General features: G+C 53.2%; 21 protein-coding genes. 9 read left to right on the forward strand and 12 right to left on the reverse strand.

The window, feature by feature from the left end:
• Positions 1–36 precede the first annotated feature (36 nt).
• The gene (locus tag AJE_RS11985; RefSeq protein WP_008951075.1) at positions 37–780 is read left to right on the forward strand and encodes a 1-acylglycerol-3-phosphate O-acyltransferase; all 744 of its coding nucleotides are present in this window, start codon (positions 37–39) and stop codon (positions 778–780) included.
• A 6-nt stretch (positions 781–786) separates the two neighbouring features.
• Positions 787–1,158, forward strand: coding sequence for a ribonuclease E inhibitor RraB (gene rraB, locus AJE_RS11990; protein ID WP_008609175.1), 372 nt, complete (start codon positions 787–789; stop codon positions 1,156–1,158).
• Positions 1,159–1,227: 69 nt separating this feature from the next.
• Here rraB and AJE_RS11995 read toward each other — a convergent pair whose 3' ends face one another.
• The 5 genes from AJE_RS11995 to AJE_RS12015 all read right to left on the reverse strand — a co-directional run bounded on the left by AJE_RS11995 (position 1,228) and on the right by AJE_RS12015 (position 5,235).
• Positions 1,228–1,629 carry a hypothetical protein gene (locus AJE_RS11995; RefSeq protein WP_008951076.1) on the reverse strand — a complete coding sequence of 134 codons (402 nt, stop codon included), beginning with the start codon at positions 1,627–1,629 and terminating at the stop codon, positions 1,228–1,230.
• A gap of 175 nt (positions 1,630–1,804) precedes the next feature.
• A complete protein-coding gene (locus AJE_RS12000; protein ID WP_008951077.1) occupies positions 1,805–2,509 on the reverse strand; it encodes a LytR/AlgR family response regulator transcription factor in 705 nt (234 codons plus the stop codon).
• The gene (locus AJE_RS12005) at positions 2,490–3,548 is read right to left on the reverse strand and encodes a sensor histidine kinase (protein WP_008951078.1); all 1,059 of its coding nucleotides are present in this window, start codon (positions 3,546–3,548) and stop codon (positions 2,490–2,492) included. Before AJE_RS12005 ends, AJE_RS12000 begins: the two co-directional genes overlap by 20 nt.
• Positions 3,545–4,513, reverse strand: a complete 969-nt coding sequence (locus AJE_RS12010; RefSeq protein ID WP_008951079.1) for a serine hydrolase domain-containing protein — start codon at positions 4,511–4,513, stop codon at positions 3,545–3,547. The genes AJE_RS12005 and AJE_RS12010 overlap by 4 nt, the downstream gene beginning before the upstream one ends.
• 68 nt (positions 4,514–4,581) lie before the next feature.
• The gene (locus AJE_RS12015; protein WP_008951080.1) at positions 4,582–5,235 is read right to left on the reverse strand and encodes a hypothetical protein; all 654 of its coding nucleotides are present in this window, start codon (positions 5,233–5,235) and stop codon (positions 4,582–4,584) included.
• Positions 5,236–5,562: 327 nt separating this feature from the next.
• Between AJE_RS12015 and AJE_RS12020 the strand changes: the two genes are divergently transcribed.
• Positions 5,563–6,432, forward strand: a complete 870-nt coding sequence (locus tag AJE_RS12020; protein ID WP_008951081.1) for a hypothetical protein — start codon at positions 5,563–5,565, stop codon at positions 6,430–6,432.
• Positions 6,433–6,501: 69 nt separating this feature from the next.
• On the opposite strand, the gene AJE_RS12025 is transcribed toward AJE_RS12020, so the two are convergent.
• Entirely contained in the window at positions 6,502–8,199 is a 1,698-nt protein-coding gene (locus tag AJE_RS12025) for a TIGR03545 family protein (RefSeq protein WP_008951082.1), read from the reverse strand.
• A 205-nt stretch (positions 8,200–8,404) separates the two neighbouring features.
• Between AJE_RS12025 and AJE_RS12030 the strand changes: the two genes are divergently transcribed.
• Entirely contained in the window at positions 8,405–10,000 is a 1,596-nt protein-coding gene (locus AJE_RS12030; RefSeq protein WP_008951083.1) for an amidase, read from the forward strand.
• On the opposite strand, the gene zntR is transcribed toward AJE_RS12030, so the two are convergent.
• The gene (zntR, locus tag AJE_RS12035) at positions 9,963–10,370 is read right to left on the reverse strand and encodes a Zn(2+)-responsive transcriptional regulator (protein WP_008951084.1); all 408 of its coding nucleotides are present in this window, start codon (positions 10,368–10,370) and stop codon (positions 9,963–9,965) included. The two genes, AJE_RS12030 and zntR, sit on opposite strands and share 38 nt — an antisense overlap.
• A gap of 187 nt (positions 10,371–10,557) precedes the next feature.
• On the opposite strand from zntR, the gene AJE_RS12040 reads away from it, so the two are divergent.
• Complete coding sequence (locus AJE_RS12040) at positions 10,558–13,029, forward strand: heavy metal translocating P-type ATPase (RefSeq protein ID WP_008951085.1); 2,472 nt, start codon at positions 10,558–10,560, stop codon at positions 13,027–13,029.
• Between the two features lie 19 nt (positions 13,030–13,048).
• On the opposite strand, the gene AJE_RS12045 is transcribed toward AJE_RS12040, so the two are convergent.
• The 4 genes from AJE_RS12045 to AJE_RS12060 form a co-directional block, all read right to left on the reverse strand.
• Positions 13,049–13,246 (reverse strand): hypothetical protein, encoded by a 198-nt coding sequence (locus AJE_RS12045; RefSeq protein ID WP_008951086.1) that lies wholly within the window; start codon positions 13,244–13,246, stop codon positions 13,049–13,051.
• Between the two features lie 9 nt (positions 13,247–13,255).
• Positions 13,256–14,113 carry a copper resistance D family protein gene (locus tag AJE_RS12050; RefSeq protein ID WP_008951087.1) on the reverse strand — a complete coding sequence of 286 codons (858 nt, stop codon included), beginning with the start codon at positions 14,111–14,113 and terminating at the stop codon, positions 13,256–13,258.
• A 2-nt stretch (positions 14,114–14,115) separates the two neighbouring features.
• Positions 14,116–14,562, reverse strand: coding sequence for a copper resistance CopC family protein (locus AJE_RS12055; RefSeq protein WP_008951088.1), 447 nt, complete (start codon positions 14,560–14,562; stop codon positions 14,116–14,118).
• A gap of 112 nt (positions 14,563–14,674) precedes the next feature.
• Complete coding sequence (locus AJE_RS12060) at positions 14,675–15,073, reverse strand: hypothetical protein (RefSeq protein ID WP_008951089.1); 399 nt, start codon at positions 15,071–15,073, stop codon at positions 14,675–14,677.
• A 192-nt stretch (positions 15,074–15,265) separates the two neighbouring features.
• Here AJE_RS12060 and AJE_RS12065 point away from each other — a divergent pair, with 192 nt between their 5' ends.
• The 3 genes from AJE_RS12065 (at position 15,266) to AJE_RS18795 (ending at position 21,596) form a co-directional block, all read left to right on the forward strand.
• Positions 15,266–15,655, forward strand: a complete 390-nt coding sequence (locus AJE_RS12065; RefSeq protein ID WP_008951090.1) for a hypothetical protein — start codon at positions 15,266–15,268, stop codon at positions 15,653–15,655.
• Between the two features lie 75 nt (positions 15,656–15,730).
• Positions 15,731–17,572 (forward strand): efflux RND transporter periplasmic adaptor subunit, encoded by a 1,842-nt coding sequence (locus tag AJE_RS12070; protein WP_138984234.1) that lies wholly within the window; start codon positions 15,731–15,733, stop codon positions 17,570–17,572.
• Positions 17,562–21,596, forward strand: coding sequence for an efflux RND transporter permease subunit (locus AJE_RS18795; protein WP_008951092.1), 4,035 nt, complete (start codon positions 17,562–17,564; stop codon positions 21,594–21,596). Before AJE_RS12070 ends, AJE_RS18795 begins: the two co-directional genes overlap by 11 nt.
• Positions 21,597–21,691: 95 nt before the next feature.
• Here the strand turns inward: AJE_RS18795 and AJE_RS12080 are convergent, their stop codons facing one another.
• Positions 21,692–22,957, reverse strand: a complete 1,266-nt coding sequence (locus tag AJE_RS12080; protein WP_083835112.1) for an acyltransferase family protein — start codon at positions 22,955–22,957, stop codon at positions 21,692–21,694.
• A gap of 119 nt (positions 22,958–23,076) precedes the next feature.
• Here AJE_RS12080 and AJE_RS12085 point away from each other — a divergent pair, with 119 nt between their 5' ends.
• Positions 23,077–23,997, forward strand: coding sequence for a LytR/AlgR family response regulator transcription factor (locus AJE_RS12085; RefSeq protein WP_008951094.1), 921 nt, complete (start codon positions 23,077–23,079; stop codon positions 23,995–23,997).
• The last annotated feature ends 29 nt before the right edge of the window (positions 23,998–24,026 follow it).

The raw sequence follows: 24,026 nt of genomic DNA on the forward strand, positions 1-24,026 counted from the left end.
CCCCTTGTTATTCTTTGACCTTGCAAGGGGCCTGTTTTGGTTGCCGTTGTTCGTTTAATACTGTTAGCACTGTTTTTTATTGTCAGTACAGTCGCTGGCTTACTGATCTGTTTGCTGCGTCCGTTCCATCCTAATAATGTGTACTGGTTTAGCCTCTGGTATGGCAGTGTGTCCCGCATCCTCGGTATTGAGGTGGAAATCCGCCGCGATCCGGCGATCCAGGCCGGTGAACCTTATGTGTTTGTCGCCAACCATCAGAATAATCTCGATCTCTTTACCTTAAGTGGTTCCGTGCTGCCGCGTACCGTAACCATTGGTAAAAAAAGCCTGAAATATATTCCGTTTTTTGGCCAGCTGTATTGGCTAAGTGGCAATTTCCTGATTGACCGTGATGATAAAACTAAGGCGCTAAGCACTATGCTGGCGGCGGCCGAGCGGATTTCGAATCAAAAGATCTCGGTGTGGATGTTCCCGGAAGGCACCCGCAGCTATGGCCGGGGTTTACTGCCCTTTAAGATGGGTGCCTTTCATATCGCGCTGGAAGCTAAAGTGCCGCTGGTGCCGGTCTGTATGAGCAGCACCCATCAGCAGTTTAAGCTTAATCGCTGGAATAATGGTAAGGTGATTATTCAGATGCAGGCGCCGGTAGAATTGAGCAAAGAGCAGAATATCCGTCAGTTCGCCAAAGATCTGCGCAACCAGATGGCGGCGCAGATCAGCGCCCTTGATGCCGAGCTGGGTAACGACTACACTTCGCAGCAACAACCGCAATCAGAGTAATAACCCATGGAAAACTGGCAAGAATTTACTGAAGAAACTATCGCTGCCTTATTAGAAGATGGCAGCGATCCGGATGCGATGTACACCATTGAGCATCACTTTTATGACCAGGATTTTAATAAACTGGAAAAGCTGGCTGTTGAATTATTTAAGCTCGGCTATGAAGTAACTGACGCTGAAGAAGTGGAATTTGAAGACGGCGGCAGTGCCTGGGTATTTGATGCCATCCGTGAGCAATCACTGGAAGCGGCCAGTATTACTGCTGATGCGATCAAGCTGGAAGCGCTGGCGAAAAAGCATCAAGTCGAATATGACGGCTGGGGCACCTACTTTGAAGGTGATGAAGACGAAGAGTGGGATGAAGACGACGAGGAGTAAGCCGGCGTTGCTTTAACCTCTTAAGCCGTTAGTAGCCAGGCAGAGTCGCCTGGCTTCCCTGATCGCGGGTTAATCAATATAAATAGCGACAGCCTGAGCAACACGTTGGATCTGGTTTTCAGTTATGGCAAAGCCTTGATTACCATCAAGGCTACCAGTTCGCCTGACAGGCTTTGTTTCATCATGCAGTGTAGTCAGAATCAGACCATTAGCCCCGACTTCAGCTGCTTGCGTTTTTAGCGACGCTAATAATTCGTCAGTCAGCTTTGGATCTGCTGCACTTAACCGCGGTGGACTCATCGCAGTTAATACCGCAATTCTGTCAAACTTTTCCGGTAAACGTTCTACCAATACCACCTCAGAAGGCGCAATGGCCGGACGTGCCTGACCAATCAATTCAGATTCCAGAGTCGGTTTCAGAGTGCAGCCGCCGAGGAACAAGGTCAGTAGCAGTAATGCGGTGATTTTCATTGTGAGCGCTCCAACGAGTTTTTCGATTATGTGAAGATTACAGCTTAGACAATTATTACTAATTTACAAGATAAGTATCGGTATATTTTAACTATTTTGTAACGATAAGCTGGTGTAATACCGACCGCGACACCGGCCTTTCCGTTATTCTGTTCCGGAGTCAGTTTTTTAGATATCACAAACTCCAACCCTGTTTAAAAGTGCTGGCCTGACGGCGGGAAATTTCTACTCTCAGTTCGGCACTTAGACTCACGTCAAAACCACCACTGATAGTCGGTTCGATCTGCCGGATATATTGGGTGTTAATAATCCAACTGCGGTTAGCGCGAAAGAAGGTCTCAGCGGGCAATTTTTGCTCCAGCGCGCTCAGGTTGCGGTAAATCATCGGTTTACCGGCGGCAAAGTGCACCCTGGTGTAGTTGCCTTGCGCCTCAAAGGCGTAAATATCGGCCAGCGTAACAAAATAGCAGCGGTCACCGTCTTTTAGAAAAACCTGGCTTTGCAAGGTCATCTGCGGGCGTTGGCTGGGTGCCGGCACCTTTGCCAGCGCGGCCTGTAAGCGGGGTAGAGTAACAGGTTTTAGCAGATAGTCAGTAGCGTGGTAATCAAAGGATTTGAGTGCGTATTGGTCAAAGGCGGTGACAAAGATCACATGCGGCAGCTTACTCTGCTCCGCCAGTTGCTCTAGCAGCTGAAAGCCGTCTGCCCCGGGCATATCAATATCCAGTAGCAATAAATCCGGGCTAGTGTCTGCGATCTGTTGTAATGCCTGGCTAACATCGGCCGCTTCGCCAACAATTTCAATCTGTGGGCAGTGTTTTAGCTGATTTTTCAGCTCCAGCCGGGCTAAGCGGCTATCGTCAACCAGCAGTACTTTCATCGAGCGACTCCATGGGCAGACAGATCTCAGTTAGCACCTGATGCTGTTGCTGTGTCAGTTGCAAACTGGCACGGCCCTGATATAGCAGACCAAGCCGCTGCCGGATATTAGCCAGTCCTACGCCTGTGCCGGTGGTACCTGGTTGGAGTTGGCCGTCATTGCTAACCGTTAAACACAACTGATTATCGGTAATCCGGGCGCTGATCGCAATGCCCCCCCCGGCCGGTAGCTGGCTAATGCCATGTTTAATCGCATTCTCTACACAGAGTTGCAGCAATAACCTGGGTACGGCCAAGGCCAGACAGGCCTCCGGGATCTGCTGTTGATAGCGCAAACGTTGTTCAAACTGAATCGAGCACAGCGCCAGATAATGCTGCACCACTTCCAGCTCCTGCGCCAGAGGCACTTTAACACCAGCTCGTGGGTCCAGGTTGTAACGCAGCATATCGGCCAGCACGCTTAACATCTCGCGGGCTTTTTCCGGATCTTCCAGGATCAGCGCACGGATATTATTTAGCGCATTAAACAGAAAATGCGGTTGTAGCTGATTGAGTAAGGCGTCGAGTTGGGTAGCTTGCAGTAAGGCGGTGGTTTGTCGCAGCTGTCGTACCTTGGTTATTGCGAAATAGAGCGCAGACCAGAGCGACATCGCCAGCAGCATATTTAAAAAGTTACCGCTGAAGATATGTTTAATGACAAACCAGCGTTGTGCGGCAGGGACAGGAAAGCTGTATTGGGTAAGACTTAACAGAAAAAATACCATCAGTAGCAGGCAGGTCGCTACGGCGGCAACCAAAATACTGCCAATTAGTAAGCTGGTGGCCTGGCGCACTACGCCAGCCTGCTGCAGTTTGCGCCGGTACACACTACGCAACAGATGTGAACCCAGGCCGGTACTGCCGACCAGCACCGCACCATATAGCAGTTCGGTAGCAACAAACACCGGTCTGTTATAGATCATCAGACTCAGCAGGGCGTATAGCAGCCCCCAGCCACTGCATTGTAGTAGCGCATAACTCGCTGACCGGCTTAACGTCATGGTTGTTTATCCTGTGGTAAAAGGGTTGTAGCGGACTTAGCCAGCCAGTCGGCAAATAATGCCATGCCCTGTTCGGTAACGGGTAGCGCAATATTGCTCAGGATCACCAGCCCCTTTTGCTGTGTCGGATCGAATACCACCAGGCTGCTAAAGCCAGCGGTTTGACCGGCATGCCAGTGCCAGCCCTTAGAGGTAAGCATCCAGCCCGGTGTCATCGCCGGTTGGTCGCTAAGTGGCAGTGGTGTCAGCCATAACTGCAGTAGCGGGTCGGTGTTGGCCGTGGCGAAGATGTGCTTAAGCATGCCCGCCATATCTTCAATACTGGCGATGACCGCGCCGGCACCGGCCAGGCTATCAAACTGCCAGTTCGCGACCTGTTCACCATTAATGGCATAACCACGGGCCAGTTTAGGCCACACTGCGGTTGTGCCGGTGTGCTCTGGCAGTGAAAGTTGCACGTTGGCCGTTGGCATCGCCAGTGGCTGGAATACACGCTGCTGCATCAGTTCAGCATAGGGCTGCTTTAACTCAGTCGCCAACAGCCAACCCAGCAGACCATAGCCATAGTTGGAGTAGCCAAACTGGCGCTCAGTAAAGTCGGTTGTGGTGAGGGCGGCACGCAGCTGATTATCGTGATAGCTGGCGTAAGGGTTACGTAAGTCGTCCAGTGGTAAATTAGCCGGCAGCCTTGGCAAACCACTGCGATGAGTCAGTAAGTCGGCAAGACTATACTGATGTTTAGCCAGTTCCGGGCGGGCAAACTGCTGTGCCAGCGGCCGGTCGAGTTGCCAGCGCCCTTGTTGTACCAGGCTTAATACTGCCAGCGCCGTCAGGGGTTTGGTTATCGAGCCAATTTCAAATAAGGTCTGCCGGTCCACTGCTTGACTAGCGGCTTGTGGTTGGGTGTCGGCCAGGCCATGCAGTTGATACTGCACCCGCTGCCCGTCTACCAGCGCGATAGCCACGCCGTGCTGGCCAAACTCCTGTTTTAGCCAGCCGGGTAACTGTTGTAACGTCAGTGGCTCAGTGGGTGTCAGGGCTTTTTTTTTAAATTAAGCGGCATGGCCCGGCCCTGAATAAAGGTACCCTGCCACTGATCTTGTTGCCATTGCCCCTGATAGCTGGCGCTGATCATTTTAGCGCTGAAATTAAGCTGGCTATCGCTGACGCTAAACTGGTCGACAGGAATCCCATAACTCTGTTGTTTCGGACTATCCAGGGTCACATGATAACCGCCGGCAATCACGGCGACATTTAACACCAGCGGCAAGCTGGCGTTATTACTCAGTGCCAGATCGCCCGCCCACTGCTGTTCATGTTCCAAACGCTGCAGATCAGTTTTACTAAGCCGGGTGAGCGTAATGGGCATTGCTCGGCCCTGGGTAAAGACCCCTGCCAGGGTTTCGCCGGCAAAGCGGCCATCAAAGCTGGCACGTAATGAATCAGCGGCAAATTTCAGGTGCGTGCCCTCCAGCGTCATGCTGCTGGGCAGAATTGGCTGCGAGTGTTGATTTGGGCTTAATAACTCTAGCTGATAACCCTGCTCTGCTGAGCTAAGGTTTACTCCCAACACAATACCAACGCCGGGAGCCAGCTCAAGTACACCGCGCCAGTGACCGCTGTAATCATCAGCCAGGCTACCAAAGCTGGCCAGTAACAGGCTGCTGCTCAGTAAAATTTTTTTCATCGCATGTCCTCCGTAGTAGGGCGTGTTGAGCTTACAGCATAATGCCGCCATTTGTCCGCCTGGGGTAATTTATGATAACTGGTCGCTGAGCCGGATTATTGGTCACAGAGCAAGAGGAAAGGCGAGTAACAACGGGAAAAGTTTTAGAAAATATCAGTGTTACTGGTTTCATCTAAGTTATAACATCGCCTAGAATCGAACCTCTGCGTGGAAGATGTAAACGCATCTGGTGTCATTCGGCGGTTTGACTGGCCTGCTAATTTTCTGCATAGAGGCTAAATAGTGAGACCGTGCGATGTTATACAGCGAAACTAATTAGGAGAAAGGATGCAACTGCTTCGTTTTATCAGCCTGTGCGGGCTGTTGGCTGTGATGTCAAAAGTAAGTCTGGCGCAGAATGCGGAGTTTCGCCCGGGCGTGGGTTTATATGAGGGCGTTAATGCTCAAGGGTGGCTGTTTGAGCAGTTGCAAATCAACGAACAGCCTCCGCATGCGCTGGTACGGTTCAGCATTGTTGATGCTTTTACTTCCGGTTCTGTAGTGGAGTTTTCTGAAGAGCAACTGCAATGCTCAGCTTCAGAATGTATCTTGGACGTTGTGAATCCCAACTGGTCGGATTCAAGAATCCGCTTAATTATTACTCCGCAATTCGATCAAGGTCTGCGGGTGTTAGACATTACGACCCATCAAGAAGGGAAGGCATTGTCCAGTAATAGTTATTTGCTATTAAAGCAAGCCGGAGAATCTACAGTAAAACGTTTTACCGAACAGCATATCGCCTTTTATAAACAGTTCTTTGAACATAATGTTCGTACTGATGAGGCTCAAGATGGCCATTATGGCCCCTGGCTGGGTATTCTTGAGCAGGATGAAAAGCGGGATCTGGTATTTCTGGAGTTTAATAAAACAGGACGCTCCCGTTTTATGCGTTATGTTACAGGAACTGCTTATACCGACGAAGCCTTCTTTGAAGCCGGGAAAATTAATGAGGCTGGAAATATCTTATTTATTCGCACATCGCATAATGTTTTTGCTAATAAAGTGCTGCTGCATCGCAACAGCGCTAGCATGATAAACGGTTACCTATTTTCAGAGCTACAAGGCAACTTGGTTCAACCAAGCACTTTTAAGCTAAGACGTTTTGAACCAAGACCGCCAGGTAACGCTCGATTTATAATCAGGCAGCAAGGCGAATAACAGTCTGACTCTAGATAGGGCTATATTCGTAAAAAGCGCCGCCTGATTAATGCGGCGGCGCCTGCGCTTTTAACCGCCACCCAGCCGATCAAGCAGCCGGTTACGCAACTGATCCTGCAGATTACCCATTTTGGCATTTAGCAGTTCTTCCAGTTTGGCTTCCATGGCCTTGCTATCGGTTTCTTGTTGCTGTAACAGGTTTAGCCACTCTTGTTGTGGCCCCAGTTGCTGCGTCAGGCGGTTATCCAATTCGGTACGTAGCTGGGTTTGTAGCTGCGCGATTTTTTGTTTGGCTTCGCCCAGCAGCGCATCACCCAACATCCGATCCAGTGAGGAGCGGATTGTCACTTGCGGATTGGAGATCAAGCCTTCTGCCAGCACATCCAGCGGGATCTGTCCCTGGCGGTTCAGTAAAGTGACGAGCTGGTCCAGATAGCGGTTGCCGGTTTGGTCAAAGCGGGCATTTTTTAACAACACTTTGGCCTGCTGTTTTAGCTGATCATCGGTAATTTTCAGTGAGCCATTGGCACTAAATAAGCCCGCCAGCAGTGTCAGCGCATTTTGCTCGCGGCCCAGTGTCAGGTTTTCCAGGGCCATGCCTTCCAGCTGCCAGCTTAGGTTAGTGATCATCTGCTCCAGAATGGCAAAATCGCCATTAAGTTGCAGCTTATCCAGTTTGGGCAGACCTGCGACATTCAGTTTAAAGCGGGTTGCTACATTATTGATCAGTTGATGTTGGGTAGTAATGTCCTGCATGGTTAGCAGGCTCTCGGTGCCAGCCAGTAACACCTGAATGCGCGCTTCTTTAATCCAGAAATCCGGAAAGGGCTGATTCGGATCCAGCGGTTTTGCCGGGGCCGGTTCGCCGTCCTGCTGCAAATAGGGTTTGGCCAATTGATAGAGTGCTTCCAGTTTCTGGATTTCACGCGCCCAGACATCGCCCAGCAGGATCTGGAAAATCGGTGCCAGGCCGCCTTGCTGAATATTCGCCAGCTGTTGCAGCTGTTGCCAGTCCTGCTCGGCAGCAGTGCGTACGGCTTTAACGGCAGCGCTCAGGCTATCGCGGCTTTCGGTCAGACTTTGTTGCAACTCGCGCAGCTTGTCGCGTTCAGTGCGTAATTGTTGCTGCAGGCTGGTTAATTGCTGGGTTTTGGCGGCCAGATCTGCCGCGTCGCTGATACGGCTGTCGGTCAGCGCCTTAATGCTGCTTTGAAACTCAGCCAGCTGTTCCGGTGTTGGCAGTTGCTGGCGCAAGGTGGTCATTTTTTGGCGCTGCTGCGCGGCCAGCTGTTGTAACTGTTCGCCCTGCTGCAGCGTCTGTAGATTGGCTCTGGCCAGAATGGCATCAGCGGTCGGGATCTCGACTTGCAGTAAAGAGGCTAAATCCAGCGCATTATCATTGGCCGGCGGTACCCGGTATACCTTGCCGGGCCGGGCTCTTTGACTGCCGTATGCCAGCTCCAGCACTTCCAGCTCTTCAACGATATAATAACCTTTTAAGGCCGGCCAGGGGTCGACTCGGGCATAGGCTTTGGCAAAGCTGATGCTATTAAAATCTGGCTTTGCCGGATCGGTAAGCTGTACGCCATCAAGCTGCAACGATACCGGTAACAGGCGCAGCGATACACTGTCGACATTCACTTCGGCGCCGGTGATCTGCTCCAGCTCACTGATTAAGATGCTTTTAATAATACTGTTGGCCAGCAAATAGGCCACCAGCAGCAAGGTGAGCAGACTCACCGGAATTAACCAGAGTAATTTTTTCATTAACCGATCCTTATTGGTTTGCAGGCGGGCTTAGTAATATAGTTTAGAGGATAATGCCTTAGCTTTCATCACTTTGGTCAGACAATGCTTTAGAAGTTCCATTGCTCCGTTGCGACCAGCAGCAGGGGGCTGCGGTAAAAGGCCCTGCAATCGGGCGCGCCTGGCAGTAAGCTAAAGCCATTGCCATAACAGAAAATGAGGCTGTATGCGTTTACTGGGAATAGGTTTAACACTGTTATTACTGGGCTGTCGGCCAGCGCCGTTACCGGAAGCTGCGCCGGGGCGTGATTTACAATGGCTGGACGCCCGATCGGCGCAGCAGGCATTAGCCAGTAATGAGATCAGCAGCGAACAGTTAGTGCAGTTTTATCTGGCACGGATAGCCGAGCATAATCAGCGAGGCTATCAACTACATGCCATTACCGATATTAACCCGGACGCCCTGGCGCAGGCGCAGCAATTAGATAAAGAGCGGGCAGCTGGTCGGGTCCGTTCGGCGCTGCATGGTTTGCCGGTGCTGTTAAAAGCCAATATCGCTACCGCTGATCAATTGCCTACCACTGCGGGTGCCCTGGCATTACAGGGGCATATAACCTCGCAGGATGCCGAATTGGTGCGGCAGTTACGGGAGGCCGGTGCTGTGATTCTGGCAAAAACCAATTTATCAGAATGGGCGAATTTTCGCGGTGAAAACTCGGCCAGTGGTTGGTCTGCCCTGGGTGGGCAAACCCGCAATCCGCATCTGCTCAGCCATACGCCCTGTGGTTCCAGCTCCGGTGCCGGGGCGGCTATTGCAGCGGATTTTGGGTTGTTGGCAGTAGGTACTGAAACGGATGGTTCTATTATTTGCCCCTCTGCCATTAATGGTATCGTTGGTATTAAACCCACCCGGGGGGCCGTGTCCGGCGAGGGTATTATTCCGATTGCCAGCGCCCAGGATATTGCCGGCCCTATGGCACGCCGAATCTATGATGCGGCCTTGTTATTGGAAGCCATGCTGACGCCCGCCGCCCGTGAAGCCATTCCGGCTTCGCTGACAGCAGCGGCACTGCAGCCGGCGAATGCCGGCAAGGTCCTGCTAGTGCGCGCTTACGACGAGCGCGAGCCTGCCGTGGTATCGATGCTGGATAATACCGCTCAGGCATTAGCGGCGGCCGGTTTTGAGGTGGTGGAAACGGCGGAATGGCAGTTACCTTCGGAGTTATATCAGGCCGAGTTTAGCGTGTTGCTGTACGAATATGCCCGTGATCTGCAGCGGTGGCTAACCGACTATCAGGTGCCAGAGCAGGTCAATACGCTGCAAAAGATCGTTGCGTTTAACCGCGCGCAGGGCGAGCGGGCGCTGGCGTTTTTTGGTCAGGAATATCTGGAGCAGGCGGCGGCGATCGATCTGGTTGCTGCTGAAGCCGACTATATTGCAGCGCTGGCACAAAGCCGCGCTCTGGCTGAGGCCGCACTTAACCAGTATCTGCAGCAGGGTTTCTCGGCGATCATTTTGCCCTCCTATGGTCCGGCCTGGCCTATTGATCATGTCAACGGCGATCAGTTTAATTTTGGCACCTCGACGGCAGCTGCGGTAGCCGGTTATCCGTCTATTACCTTACCCGGCGGCTATAGCGGGGTGTTGCCGCTCGGCATTAGCCTGGTCGGTTTACCCTGGTCAGAGCCAGAGTTAATCCGCATCGGCGCCTTGCTGGAGCAGCAACTGGCTGCATATCGGCGGCCGGGGTTTATCCCGGCGCTGCCAGCGGATAATGCGCAGGCTACACCGGCTCAGCCTGAGCCAACGCAGCCAGAATAGAGCATGCGTTGGCGCTGACTGTGCCGCCACAACAGGCATTGTGTAATTGCTGCAGTGCCTGTTGCAGCCGTTGCAGCTCGGCACGCTGTTGCTCTATTTCCTGAATTTTTAACGCGACCTTGTCTTTAACATCAGCGCAGACCCAGGCACTTTTGTTATCTTCAATAGCCAGCAGCTCGCGGATCTGCTGTAAGCTAAAGCCAATAGCCTTAGCACGCAGGATAAAACTTAAGCGTTGCACATCGCCTGTGCCGTACTGGCGATAGCCGGCGCCAGAGCGTGGAGCTGTTGCCAGTAAGCCCTGTTTTTCGTAAAAGCGAATTGTATCTACCGTGACGTCAAATTGCTGAGCCAGTGCGCCAATTTTCATACCGGATACCTGAGTTGCTAAAATTATTGCTGCGAAGGCGGTCTGTCACTACCGCCCGACAGTTTAAGTATAAGTCTGGAGTCAGCTCCAGAGTCAAGTCTGAAAAAAGCGTGTTAATACTGCTTGACTCTGGAGTTGCTCCAGATTGCACAATGCGCTGACTGAACTATCTGATGGAGTACTTGCCATGTCTGCAGCGAACCTGAAGGTGCTGATACCTGTTACCAAATTGACCTGTGCCGGTTGTGTGCGCCGCGCGACAACAGCACTTAGTGCTGTACCGGGCGTGCAGCAAGCCAATGTTAATCTGGCCAGTGGCAACGCCGAGTTAAGCCTGGAGGCCGCGACAGTACTGCCCCAGGTTGTGAGTGCGCTGGAACAGGCTGGTTATCCGACCCGCACCGAAGCTTTACTGTTTAGTATCAGCGGTATGCATTGCGCGTCCTGTGTCAGCAAAATTGAGCAGGCCTTACGGCAGATCCCCGGCGTATTATCGGCGCAGGTGCAACTGGTCAATAGTCAGCTACAGCTTAGCCGCATCAGTGGGTTGGCACAGACCAGCGAGTTACTGGCAACGGTGCAACGTCTGGGCTATCAGGCTAAGGTCGTGGATGAGCAGCACGCCGATCCCGAGCAGGAGCAACAGGCGGCTCAACGTCGCTTAAAGCGTCAGTTTTGGCTGGCGCTGGCCTTAACACTGCCGGTGTTTGTGCTGGAGATGGGCGGGCATCTGCTACCGGCTTTTGCCGCGCTGTTACAGCGGGTATTACTGCCGGAGCACTCCGCCTTATTGCAATTTACGCTGACCACTTTGCTGCTGGCCTGGCCGGGGCGGGATTTTTTCCGCATTGGTTTGCCAAACTTGTGGCGCCGAAGTCCGGATATGAATTCTTTAGTGGCATTGGGTACCTTTGCGGCCTGGAGTTTTTCGACGCTGGTGACTTTTGCCCCCGAGCTGATCCCCCAGGTGAGTCGCCATCTGTATTTTGAATCGGCAGCGGTGATTATTACCCTGATCCTGCTTGGGCGTTATCTGGAAGGGCGGGCCCGGGGCCGCACCGGTGCCGCTATTCGCAAGTTACTGGGCTTAAAAGTCAGTCAGGTCAGAGTGCGGGTGAATGATAACTATCAGGATCTGCCGCTGGCGGACCTCAAGGTCGGCATGCAGTTTTTAGTGCGTCCGGGTGAGCGGATTGCTGCTGATGCACGGGTGATCAGCGGTGAATCCTGGGTCGATGAGTCGATGCTCACCGGCGAGCCGCAGCCGGTGGCAAAGCAGGCGGGCACTGTGGTCACCGGCGGTACGCTTAATGGTACTGCTGGTGCGCTGCTCTGTGAAGCTCAGGCCGTTGGCGAGCAGACGGTGCTGGCACAAATTGTCCGCCTGGTGCAGCAGGCACAGAGTAGCCGGCTGCCCATTCAGGCGCTGGTCGATAAGGTTACCGCGGTATTTGTGCCGGTGGTACTGGGGATCGCGCTGCTAACGGCGCTGCTCTGGTTGTGGCTGGGCGGTGAGCAGGCCTTAACGCAGGCCCTGGTGAATGCGGTGGCGGTGCTGATTATTGCCTGCCCCTGTGCCATGGGGTTAGCCACACCGGTGTCGATTATGGTCGGTACCGGCCGCGCGGCTGAGTTGGGGGTACTGTTTCGCCAGGGCGCGGCCTTGCAGCAATTGCAGCAAGTCAGGCTGGTGGCCTTTGATAAAACCGGTACCCTGACCCAGGGTAAGCTGGCGCTGACTGATATCGTTGCGACGGCCGATTTAACCGCACAGCAGGTGTTAGCTATCGTGGCCGCCTTAGAGCAGTTTGCCGAGCATCCGCTGGCGCAGGCGCTGGTCGCTGCCGCTCAGGCGCAGCAGTTGCCCTTTGCGGCAACGACGGAGTTTCAGGCCATTAATGGTCAGGGCGTTACAGCTTTGGTTGACGGTAAACGTTATTATCTGGGGAATCTGCGGCTGCTGGCTGAGCAGCTGCCGGCACAGTTCCCGGCAGCGGAACTGCCGAATGCCAGCCAGCAACAGCAGCTACAACAGTTAACGGCAGCTGGCAAAACGGTAATTTTCTTAGCGGATACTGAGCGGTTGCTGGCGATGATAGCGCTGGCCGATCAACTGCGACCGGAAAGTCAGGCTGCGGTGCAAGCCTTGCAGCAAGCCGGCTTAACGGTGGTGATGGTGACCGGTGATCAGCTGCCAACGGCAAAGGCAGTAGCAAAACAGTTAGGGATTAGCGAAGTGCGGGCGGGGGTATTACCCGAGGGTAAGCAGCAACTAGTAGAGCAGCTAAAGCAGCAGTATGGCAAGGTGGCCTTTGTTGGTGATGGCATTAACGACGCGCCGGCGCTGGCCGCCGCCGATGTCGGCATTGCTATTGGTACCGGCACCGATGTGGCGATAGAAGCGGCCGACGTGGTGTTGCAGCGCAGTGATGTAGGAAGCGTATCGCAGGCACTGCAGTTAAGTGCCGCTGTGATGCGCAATATCCGGCAAAACCTGTTTTGGGCCTTTGCCTACAATGTGCTGCTGATCCCAGTGGCAGCCGGTGTGCTGTACCCGTTCACCGGCACCTTGCTGGCACCGGGACTGGCGGCAGGCGCTATGGCATTAAGCAGTATCTTTGTACTGAGTAATGCTTTGCGGCTGCAGCGCTTTCGGTAGCTAAACGCCTTTTCCAGCGTTATCGCAACAGCGGTTTTAACAGGTGGTAAAAGATACAGACTAAACCTGCCGCCTCAATCAGCAATAGCAACACCAGGGCCAGATGCTGCATAGCATGGCCCTGAGTTTTTAACTGATGGTGGACATAGATCCCCGCGGTCAGTGCCAGGCTATAAAGGCCCAGCACCAGATGTGTCAGCAGCATTTCAATACTCATCTTAGCCTCCTAACCGGACCAGCCCACGATCACTGTCACCACTGCGGTGATGACAAAAATAGCCGTGGCGAGCAGCATTTCTGCGACGATAGCCATTTGCAACCGCCTTGGATCTGAATGTTGTTGCAGTGCGGGTACCAGCCTGAGTTTATTCAAGGCTCCTAAACTCAGCAAGCCAATAACCAGCAGTATTTTAGCAAGCAACAGTTGGCCATAGCTGGTGCTCCAAAGTTGCTCTGGCGCGGATAACAGCAGCCACAGCATGCTGACGCCGCTCAGCAGTATTAGCAGCAAAACCCCGATCATGATCTGACCAAACTGGTGCAGTAACGCGTGCAGCCTTGCGGTTGGACTATGGCGGCAAAGCCGCCACAGCAGTGGCAGGGAGCCTACCCAAAAGCCAACAGCCAACAGATGAGTTAGCAGCAGCAACTGCCCTGGCAGGCCAAAGCGCAGCAGGTGTCCGCCTTGCAAGAAACCGAACATCAGTAATAGCAATGCCAGACTTTGCAGCAGAATTGGCAGGTATTTAACCTTTAGAAGCAACAGGCTAAGCAACAGCAAGCCAAAGGCCGGCAATTGAAGACACAGCGTTTTTCCTGCGGCGTCCGGCCACAGAAATTGCATCAGTTCCCAATCAAACATGCCTCCCATGCCCGCCATGGCCATAGTTCCTACCTGCAGCAGAAAGCTGCTTAGCACGCTAAAAGCACCCAGGCCAAACACCAGCGCCTGACCAGGCCGGCTTAGCGGTGCGCTAAGCCGGTGCCGCTGTGCCAGCCAGTTGCAGAGCACCAGCCCCAGTGTGATGGCCGTGCACAGATAAAGTAAGATCCGGCTTGCGGCAGCCCCTTGCTCCCAGTACATGATTAAATGCCCTGTGACTGCAATGTCAGCAGTCTCGCGTGATGGTGCTGGTGCTCATCCGCTTCAGGTTGCTTGCCAGGGGAGGATTCTGTTGCGTTTGGATCAATACTAAAGTCAATGACACCGCTGACCCTGTGGCCGTCAGCGCCTATGGCAGCCCAGGCAAACTGGTAGCTGCCAGCCTTCAGTGCCGGCAGTGTGAACTCAATATGATCGGTGGCTTCGGTATTGCGGCGAAAGCCAAATTCAATGGCCTCTTCATCCAAGGTAAGCTCCAGCGATAACATCCGCACCGGATCACCAAAGTGTAGCATCACCACTTTAGGGGATGTTGTGAGCACGGCGTCCTTTGCCGGAATAGAGAACATTAGTGGGGTATGAGCTAAAGCTGCAGTGCATTGCAGGGCAAAGAAGATCAGGGCTGCCATCAGGCTAGCTAAAGTTTTCATCATCATTTCCTTCAAAAATTTAATTGGTTTTGTATGGGGTACAACAGCATGCCCTGGTTTGGACCAAGACAGCCTTGCTAAACTGGGTTTAAAACCAAATCTATCAGCAGGTTTAGGGAGGTTGGGTGGCGCGGTTTAACAAAACGCTTAAATCAATAAAATCCAGGCTAGGGATGGGATCCGTTACCTGGGTAGCTTGAGGCGAACTCTGCTCGAAAGTCAGCGTAGCGGTGACACAGCAACTTGCGCACAGACTACAGACGGGAGTCGTCGCTTTGGCGGCGGCCTCAGGCTGAGATACATCGGCTTGACGAGGTAATTCCACTGTGCTGTTTAAAGGTTCTGCACTGGCTAACTGAGCTGAGCTGTTATCACTGGCCTGGGCATGGCTATCAACCTGCTTGCTGGCTGACTCTGCAGGCTGGTGCCCGAGATGACAACCAGCCATAGCAAAACCAGTCACACTTTTCAGCAGCAAGGCAGCAATCATCAGCAGAGCGGTACAGCGCATTAGGGCACCTAAGCATTCAATTCTGCGTAAACTTTAGCGAACTTTTCCTCTGCAGGCAAATATTCTGCCCTGTGGTATCGGCTGCATTCTGCCACTTAATCTGGCCTGTGTTTTGATCTACTTGCCTTAATAATTTTGACAATTACAAGACGAAAGTGTAAATTAAGCGCATCTCAACTCTGGTAACTGCAGATGCTCAGCACTTTTGTACAACGGCAAAAAATCTGGGTCATCCCGATGATGGTTAGCCTTGCCTTGTCCTGGTGTTTGCTGTTCTGTGGTCAGCTATTTGCAGCAAATCATAGTGCAGAGCTGCAGCACGAGCCACCTTGCCATGGTGTCGTAACCGGGCAGTTAACGCAAGAACCACAGCTACTGCATGATTTATGCAGTGGCTGTGCGTTAGAGGCGGTACAAACGGTAACGCCTGAGTTGCCGGCAGCATTGCTGTGGCCCTATGCCATCATTGAGTTAGTGCAGCCTGGCCTTGTTGCCGGGCAGCAGATTTTATCTCAGGTAGTCAGTCCGCCTTATCCCCGAACGACCCCGCTTTACATTCAAAAATCTGCCTTATTAATTTAACACCTGCAGTGATTCAGATTGGGCTGCATGCATTGGCGTGTAGTGTTATTTGTATTTACCCGGCAGGATAATTTTATGTTTCGTTCTCAATCTTATAGCAAGATGCTGTTTGGCTGGTGTGTGCTAATTAGTTACAACCTGATGGCTATGCCACATCAACATGCTTCTGAGCAGCATCAACATGCTAAGCCGCAGGCGTCGGCAGTGGCACAGCAAGGTGCACTTGCCGCGCTCAGCCCACAAGCAACCACACTTTATACTTGCTCGATGCATCCGCATTTTCGTTCTGAAAATCCAAACGATCGCTGCCCCATCTGTGGTATGAGTTTAATTCCGGTTGAGCAGGATGATGATCCCTTGCCAGAAGGAGATGATGCTGTGATCCGGTTAAGCCCTCGGGCCAATGCGTTATTGCAACCGGAGTTAACACCGGTTCTGAGACAGAAAGCCTCGGCTAGCCTGTCACTGGTGGGGCGTTTGGCGGCTGATCAGAGTCGACTTAAAACCATCAGTGCCTGGACTTCCGGGCGTATTGAGCAGCTTTATCTGGCTACCACGGCAGTGGATGTTCGCGAAGGTGACCCTATGGTCGAAATTTTTAATCCTGAGCTTATCGTGATCCAGCAGGAGTTACTGCAAGCCAAGCAGTTGTCTGCTGGCCGTGGCGCAGGTTTACCTGCCGCCAGTACATTGGATGCTGCCCGCCGCCGCTTGCGTTTGCTCGGGGTGCCGGCGGCTCAGATTGAGCAGATCCTGCAACGAGAAACCCTGCAGGATACGGTGACCATTTCTGCACCCGTTTCTGGTCGAGTGATGGAGCGCATGGTTAATAGTGGGGCCTATGTTAGCACCGGTCAGCCATTATTTACGGTGCTGGGACTTGAGACGCTGTGGCTGGAGCTTGAGGTGTTCGAACATCAGTTAGGCGATATCCGGCCGGGACAGACACTGCAGGTTACGCTGCTGGCGTTGCCCGGTGAAACGCTGGAAGCCAAAGTGCAGCTGATAGAGCCGGAGGTCGACAGCTACCGGCGTACGGCCCGGCTGCGGGCGGTACTGCCCAATCGGGATGGCAGGTTAAAGCCTGGTATGCTGGCCAACGCCACCCTCAGCACTGAACAGACTGAGGCATTGTTAATTCCGGTTTCGGCGGTGCTAGTAACCGGTGAGCGGGCGCTGGTATATGTGAAATTAGACGACGAAAGACCTACCTATGCCGGGCGTGAAGTGACTTTGGGACGACGTTTGGGTGACCATTACGAACTATTGGCTGGCTTAAACGAACATGAGTTGGTGGTTAGCAAAGGTGCGTTCAGGTTGGATAGTGAGCTACAGATCCGTGGCTTGCCCAGCATGATGTCGCCTGGTGGCGGTGCAGATCCGCACGCCGGACACCGGCATGCCGTGGCCTCGGACAAGAAGGATCAAACTTCGGTGATAAAGCCAGTCACTGACAAGGCGCCACAAGTCGATTTTCGTCTAACCGACACCGAACACCAAAGCTTACTGGCGGCCTATCAGCAACTCTATCTGGCATTAACCGAAGATAACCTCAGTGAGTGGCAAGCTGGAACCGCTCGTTTTCAACAGCTAGTTGCGCAAATCAACTGGCCGGCGAATTTTCCACGGATTGTCGTTGCACTGCAGCATGGCCGCGATGAGATCGACGATGTGACCAGCTTAGCTGACGCCAGAGCACAGTTTTACCAGCATAACTTAGGTTTGTTGCGTCTGGCTGAATTGGGTGTGATTGCACCGGGTTGGTATCGGGCGTTTTGCCCAATGGCGCGCAATGGCGACGGTGCAGCCTGGTTACAGCCACAGCAAAATATTCTGAATCCCTATTTTGGTGCCATGATGCTGCGATGTGGCGAGGTTGAGCAACAATTCGCATCAGGAGAGACGCATGAACACTGAATTGCCGGTGCGTCCTTGGTTTGAGCGATTATTAGCCACCTGTTTAGCGCAAAAACTCTTGGTGATGTTGTTGGCAGCATTGCTGTTACTGGCAGGTGTTGCCTATGCCCCCTTCGGTTGGAAAACCGGTATGCCGCTTGAGCCAGTAGCGGTGGATGCTATTCCAAATTTGGGTGAAAACCAGCAAATTGTTTTTACTGACTGGCCAGGCCGTTCACCGCAGGACGTGCAGGATCAACTTACCTATCCGCTTAGCGTCGCTCTAATGGGGGTGCCGGGAGTTAAAGATGTGCGCTCGGTGTCAATGTTTGGTTTTTCCAGCATTGCGGTGATCTTTGACGATAATACCGAGTTTTACTGGTCCCGTACCCGTTTACTCGAAAAACTGGCCAGCTTGGCTCCGGGTACCCTGCCGGATGGGGTGCAGCCGACGCTCGGACCTGATGCCACGGCGCTGGGGCAGGTGTATTTATATACTCTTGAGGGCCGTGATCCTACCGGTAGAACGACCGGTGGCTGGGATCTCGATGAGCTGCGCACGGTGCAGGATTGGTATCTGAGTACCGGCTTACTGGCGGCTGAGGGGATCAGTGAGGTTGCCTCTATCGGTGGTTATGTCCGTGAATATCAGGTGGAAGTAAACCCGGACCTGTTACGTATTTTTCAGGTCAGTTTGGCGGATGTGAGTGATGCTGTGATGGCGTCAAATCTGGATGTCAGTGCCGGCAGTCGCGAAATTAACGGCGCCGAGTATCTGATCCGCGGCGTAGGTTATATTAAAAGCCTGGCCGATATCGAGCAGGCGGTGGTAAGACTGGCAGCGGACAACACGCCGATCCGGGTCAGTGATGTGGCCAGAGTTCAGCTTGGTCCGGCAGCGCGGCGCGGCGCATTAGATGTGAACGGTGCCGAAGCTGTGGGTGGGGTGGTAACGGTACGCGAGGGCTATAACCCGCGCCGGGCCATTGAGAATGTCAAGCGTCGTTTAGACGAAGTTAGCCGTGGTTTGCCAGCGAAAGCGGTGATCGATTGGCAGCAGGTGAATGCATCTGAAGTGGCGTCCTTTGCTGCTTTGCAACAACTACCCGCCTGGCAAGGACGGGATAGCGCCAGCCAGCAAGCCTGGCTCAATTACCTTAGAACCACTCCTGGCGATGCTTGGCCTGCTTGGTTAACCCTAAGTCAGCTGACGGTTGTACCATTTTACGATCGCAGCGAACTGATTGATGAAACCCTCGGCACCTTGCAGGATGCATTAACCCAGCAACTGCTGGTGACCATAGTAGTGGTACTGGCATTACTGTTACATTTTCGCGCTGCGCTTGCCGTCAGTCTGATGCTGCCGTTGGCGGTACTGCTGAGTTTTATTACGATGAAGTGGCTGGCAGTAGATGCCAATATCGTGGCTCTGGCCGGGATCGCCATTGCGATAGGGACCATCGTCGATATGGGAATTATCGTCAGTGAGAACCTGTTACGCCAACGTCAACAGGAGCCAGACCTTAGCAGTATCGCATTGGTTAAAAAAGCAGGTGCCGAAGTGGGGCCGGCTATTCTTACCGCTATCAGTACCACCGTCATTAGCTTTTTACCGGTGTTTACCATGACCGGTGCCGAAGGAAAGTTGTTTGGTCCGCTGGCTTATACTAAAACCTTCGTCTTGCTTGCTGCTGCGTTGCTGGCGTTAACCGTATTGCCAGTCATTCTGTGTTTATTATTTAAATGGCGCCGCAGCGAATTAAGCAGCCACTGGCAGCGCTGGTTATTGAGTAGCCGGCGTTGGTGGTTATTGCTGGCGCTTATTATCATCTTTGTCTGGTCAGGTTACAGCTTGCTTGGCTGGGCGACCCTGTTCTATGGACTGGTGCTGCTTGCTCATTCCCACTTGAGACATCGGCTTTGGTCCCATTTACAACACCAGCAACCAGTCTTAGCGCAGCGCATACTTAGATTGCGCCAGCGTCTGGCACAGCTAAGGACGCCCTGGCTGTGGTCGCTTGGCCACAAATTACTCATCCTGGCAGTGTTAGTGGCGGCGGTCAGTATTCTAAGCCAGGTTTGGTTGCCGCTTGGGCCTATGGCCGGCCAGTTTGCCAACTGGAGTTTTGTTAGCTTGCTGTTGCTATTGGTGCTGGGCGGCTTTCTGCTGTTTTTATGGAGTTACCCCTTCCTGCTCGCGCTATTTTTACGCGTTAAAGTGCTGTTTTTGTGTTTACCGTTGCTAATTATCGGCTACGGTACGACGGTGTGGCTGGGGGCACAGCAGACGCTGGGATGGGTACCGGCACTGTATGCCGGGCTGGGCGGTGATGCTAACCATATCAGGCATAGCGAGAGCTGGGTGCATTTAACCCACCGTTATCCTGGATTGGGGCGGGAGTTTATGCCGGCACTGGATGAAGGCGCCTTTTTGCTGATGCCGAGCTTAATGCCGCATGCCTCTATTGGCGAAGCGCTGGCGATTTTGCAACAACAGGACGCCGCCATTGCGGCGATCCCAGAAGTACGCTCAGTTGTGGGTAAAATTGGCCGGGCAGAAACGGCTTTGGATCCGGCGCCACTTGGCATGATTGAAACCCTGATCCAATATCACAGCGAATTTAAAACTGACGAACGCGGCCGTCGGCGTTACTTTAAAGTCGATAGCCAGAGTGGTGACTTTATCCGCGATACGAATGGCGAGTTGATTGAAGATGCAAAGGGCCGGCCATACCGGCAATGGCGCGAGCATATTCAATCGCCCGACGATATCTGGCAGGAAATCGTTCGTGCAGCGCAGGTACCAGGTGTGACCTCGGCGCCGAAGTTACAACCGATAGAAACCCGCTTACTGATGTTGCAAACCGGCATGCGCGCGGCCATGGGGGTGAAACTCTCAGCGCCGGATCTTGAGACCTTGGATGGCTTAGCGGTAGAGCTGGAGCAACTGCTACGCCAGGCGCCCGGGGTACAGTCTGCTTCGGTCAGTGCTGAGCGGGTGGTTGGCCAGCCCTATCTGGAGGTAGTCCCGGATAGGGCTGCCATTGCCCGTTATGGTTTGAGTATGCAGCAGGTGCAGCAAAATCTCGCCGCTGCAGTAGGCGGAATGGAGGCGGGGCGCACTGTGGAGGGGCGCGAGCGCTATGGTATCACGGTGCGGTATATGCGTGAGCGCCGTGATAGTCTGGAGCAACTCTCTGAAATCCTGATTGATACCCCAGCGGGCTATCCGGTACCGCTGACACAGCTAGCGGAAATTCGTTATCAGCGCGGGCCTCAGATGATCCGCGCCGAAAACACCTTTTTAACCGCCTATGTGACCTTTGGTGGCTTAAGCGGTTGGGCTGAGGTTGACGTCGTCGATGCGGTTGCCGGCTATTTACAACAGGCCATTGCCTCGGGTGACTGGCAACTACCAGCCGGCGCCAGTTATAGTTTTGCCGGCAGTTTTGAGCATCAGCAACGTGCCAGTAACACTTTGCAGTGGGTGATCCCGCTGTCGCTGGTACTGATTTTTATGTTGCTGTATTTGCAGTTTCAGCAGGTGACGACTGCGCTGATGATCTTTAGCAGTATAGCGGTGGCTTGGGCTGGTGGCTTTATTGCACTGGATCTTTTCGCGCAGCCCTGGTTTTTAAACATCGACTGGTTTGAGATCAATATGCGCCAGCTGTTCCAGTTACAGAGCTACCACCTGAGTATTGCCGTCTGGGTAGGCTTCCTCGCGCTGTTTGGTATTGCCGTGGATGATGGCGTAGTGATGGCAACCTATCTGAAGCAGCAGTTTGCGACATTGAAACCGGCAAGTCGCAGCGAGGTGCGGGAACTGGTGATGCAGGCGGCGTTAAAACGCATTCGCCCCTGTTTAATGACCTCGGCCACCACGATACTGGCGCTATTACCGGTACTCAGCTCCACTGGTCGCGGTGCTGATCTGATGATCCCGATGGCGATACCGACGCTTGGCGGCATGCTGTTTGTGCTACTTAGCGTCTTTATGGTACCGGTGCTCTATGCTGCCCGGGAGGAGTGGCGCTTGCGTTAATAGGCAATCCGGTGCAGTTGTAGCATCCTAGCCGCACCTCTCTGGCGGCTTTGATGCTACAGCCCCTGCTTTTGCTAAGTTGCCTTACCGTAGCGCTATATCGCGCTTGCCAACAACCGCAGCGCCAGCGGGCTTACCAGCAAGGCGCCAAGCAGATAGCCGCAAAAGCGTTGGCGCTGACTAAACGGATAACCGGTGTTAAGCCCGATCAGTGCCGAACACCAGGGTAAGCGCCACCCCAGCCAGACCAATAAAGCACAGGCTGCTGCCGTGAACACTAAGATCAGACTCGCTTCGGCCAGTGCGCCCACGGCATGGGGCGTCAGCCATAGTGCCGCTACGATTAATAACGTCTGATGCACTAAATAACAGGGAAACACCGCGCGGTTGGCTATATTCAGATAACGGTGTGGCCGGTTCAGATAGTGCTGCGCCAGTGCCAGTAACCAGGCTACCACTGCTACACCTTGCAGCGAAAAGCTTAGTCTGAGAGCAAAACGCATTGGCTGCTGATAATCTGGCCACTGCGCCGGTTGCTGCAACTGGAAATATAACAGACAGAGCAGCAGATAATTCAGCAAACAGAACCACCCTAACGGACGGCGGCAGGCGTTAAGTTGCTGCCAAAATCCGGGTACTGAAACCAGTGCCATGCCGAGCAGGAAAAACAGCAAGCCCTGCAGATCCCGGATACTGTCACCGCTGAATTGATAACGACAGAGTAACAACAGGGCACCCACCCACACTAAAAACCAACCGATAGGCATCGTAAATAACCGCGTCAGTAGCCGATTTAGCCCAGGCAAATACAATAAAGGCGCAAGTAGCATGGCCAGTAAGGTAAAGCGCCACAGGGAGCGTAAAAACCACAGATGATTGACATCAACATGTGGCCAAACGCCCCGTTGATAATTAGCAAATAGCGGATGATCCAGCTCAAAAAACGCCAGATAAAACTGCCAGTAGCTCAGCGAGAGGCCGTCTTTTTGTACCATTTCGGCATAGAGCTGTGGTGGTACTATAATCCAGAGCCCTACCATTAGCGGCAACAGCAGCAACACGGTTCGCTTGCCGGCAAATTGCAGGTAAGCCCGCAGCCCCGGTAAACGCTTTAGCGCAGTACCAAGGGCAAAGCCGGCAATTAACCAAATTAGCAGCATCCGCCACGGCGAGGACAGCAGCATCAGATACTCCAGCGATGACGATAAGTACTGACTCTTATAGTGGTAGTCCCAGGAAGCAACATATAACATCCCCAGGTGGTATAGCATCAAGAGTCCGAACGCCAGCACTCTTAGCCAATCCAGGTCGTAGCGTCGTTCGGGGTGGCTTGTGGTGGTTCCGGGCACAGTATCGGTCATTCACAACTCCTTTGAATTGATTTCACGGCAGAATCTTGTGCTAGTATGCTGGCGATAATAGGTTGCGGCTATAGCAGGTTGGCTTAGCGGTGGCACTGAGGGACAACAGGTGGCGACAGATGACAAGCGGTAATTCCTGGTTCGTACAATGCGTGCAGCGCCATCCTGTGCGTAGCGGCTATTTGCTGTTTGCGCTGTTTTTGATCTTAAATGCCGCAGTCAATGTCAGTTCAATCTGGACGGCTGAGCAGCGGCAGCCGGACAGCACCTTGTTAATTTGGCAACCGATACTGTGGGAATACAGCAGCGTGCTGAGTACCTTGTCACTCAGCCCGCTACTATTCTGGTGGTTTGGCCGGCACCCGCTGCAATTTAAAGCGCCAGCCCGACAACTGCTGCTGCACCTGGCGGCATCAGTGGTGTTTTCACTGAGTCATGTTGGCATTATGGTAACGCTGCGTAGCTGGGTGTACCGCTGGTTGGGTAGCGACTATCAATTCGGGCCGCTCGGACGTGAGCTTATCTATGAATATCGCAAAGATCTGTGGGCATATCTGGTCTTTCTCTGCGCTTTTCAGCTGGCACGTTTTGTTCACGCCAGATTACAGGGCGAAGCCTATGTGGTCGGGACCGCCGTCAGCGCCGACGCTGCAGGCGACCCCAGCCACCAGGGGGCGACAAGTGGTACGGTCGAGCAACCGGGTTATTTTCTGGTTAAGAAACTGGATAAGGAATACCTGATCCGTGTCGAAGACATCGCCTGGCTGGAAGCTAACGGTAACTATGTGAATTTGCATAGCGAGGGACGCATTTATCCGCTACGCGCTACGCTGGCAGCTACCCTGGAAACTCTGCAGCAGGCCGGTTTTTGCCGGATACACCGCAGTCTGGCTGTTAACCTGCGTTATATAGAGAGTATTGGCTATCAGAGTAGTGGTGATGGCAGCATTTTATTGAAAACGGGTCAGCAGTTGACGTTGTCACGCCGCTATAAAGAACAGTTTAAAGCGACGGTGGACTGGACGCAAACTAAGCCATAGCAAGCCGCTATAGCGCCGGTCTGTCTTGC

Source organism: Alishewanella jeotgali KCTC 22429 (assembly GCF_000245735.1).
Classification (GTDB): Bacteria; Pseudomonadota; Gammaproteobacteria; order Enterobacterales; family Alteromonadaceae; genus Alishewanella; species Alishewanella jeotgali.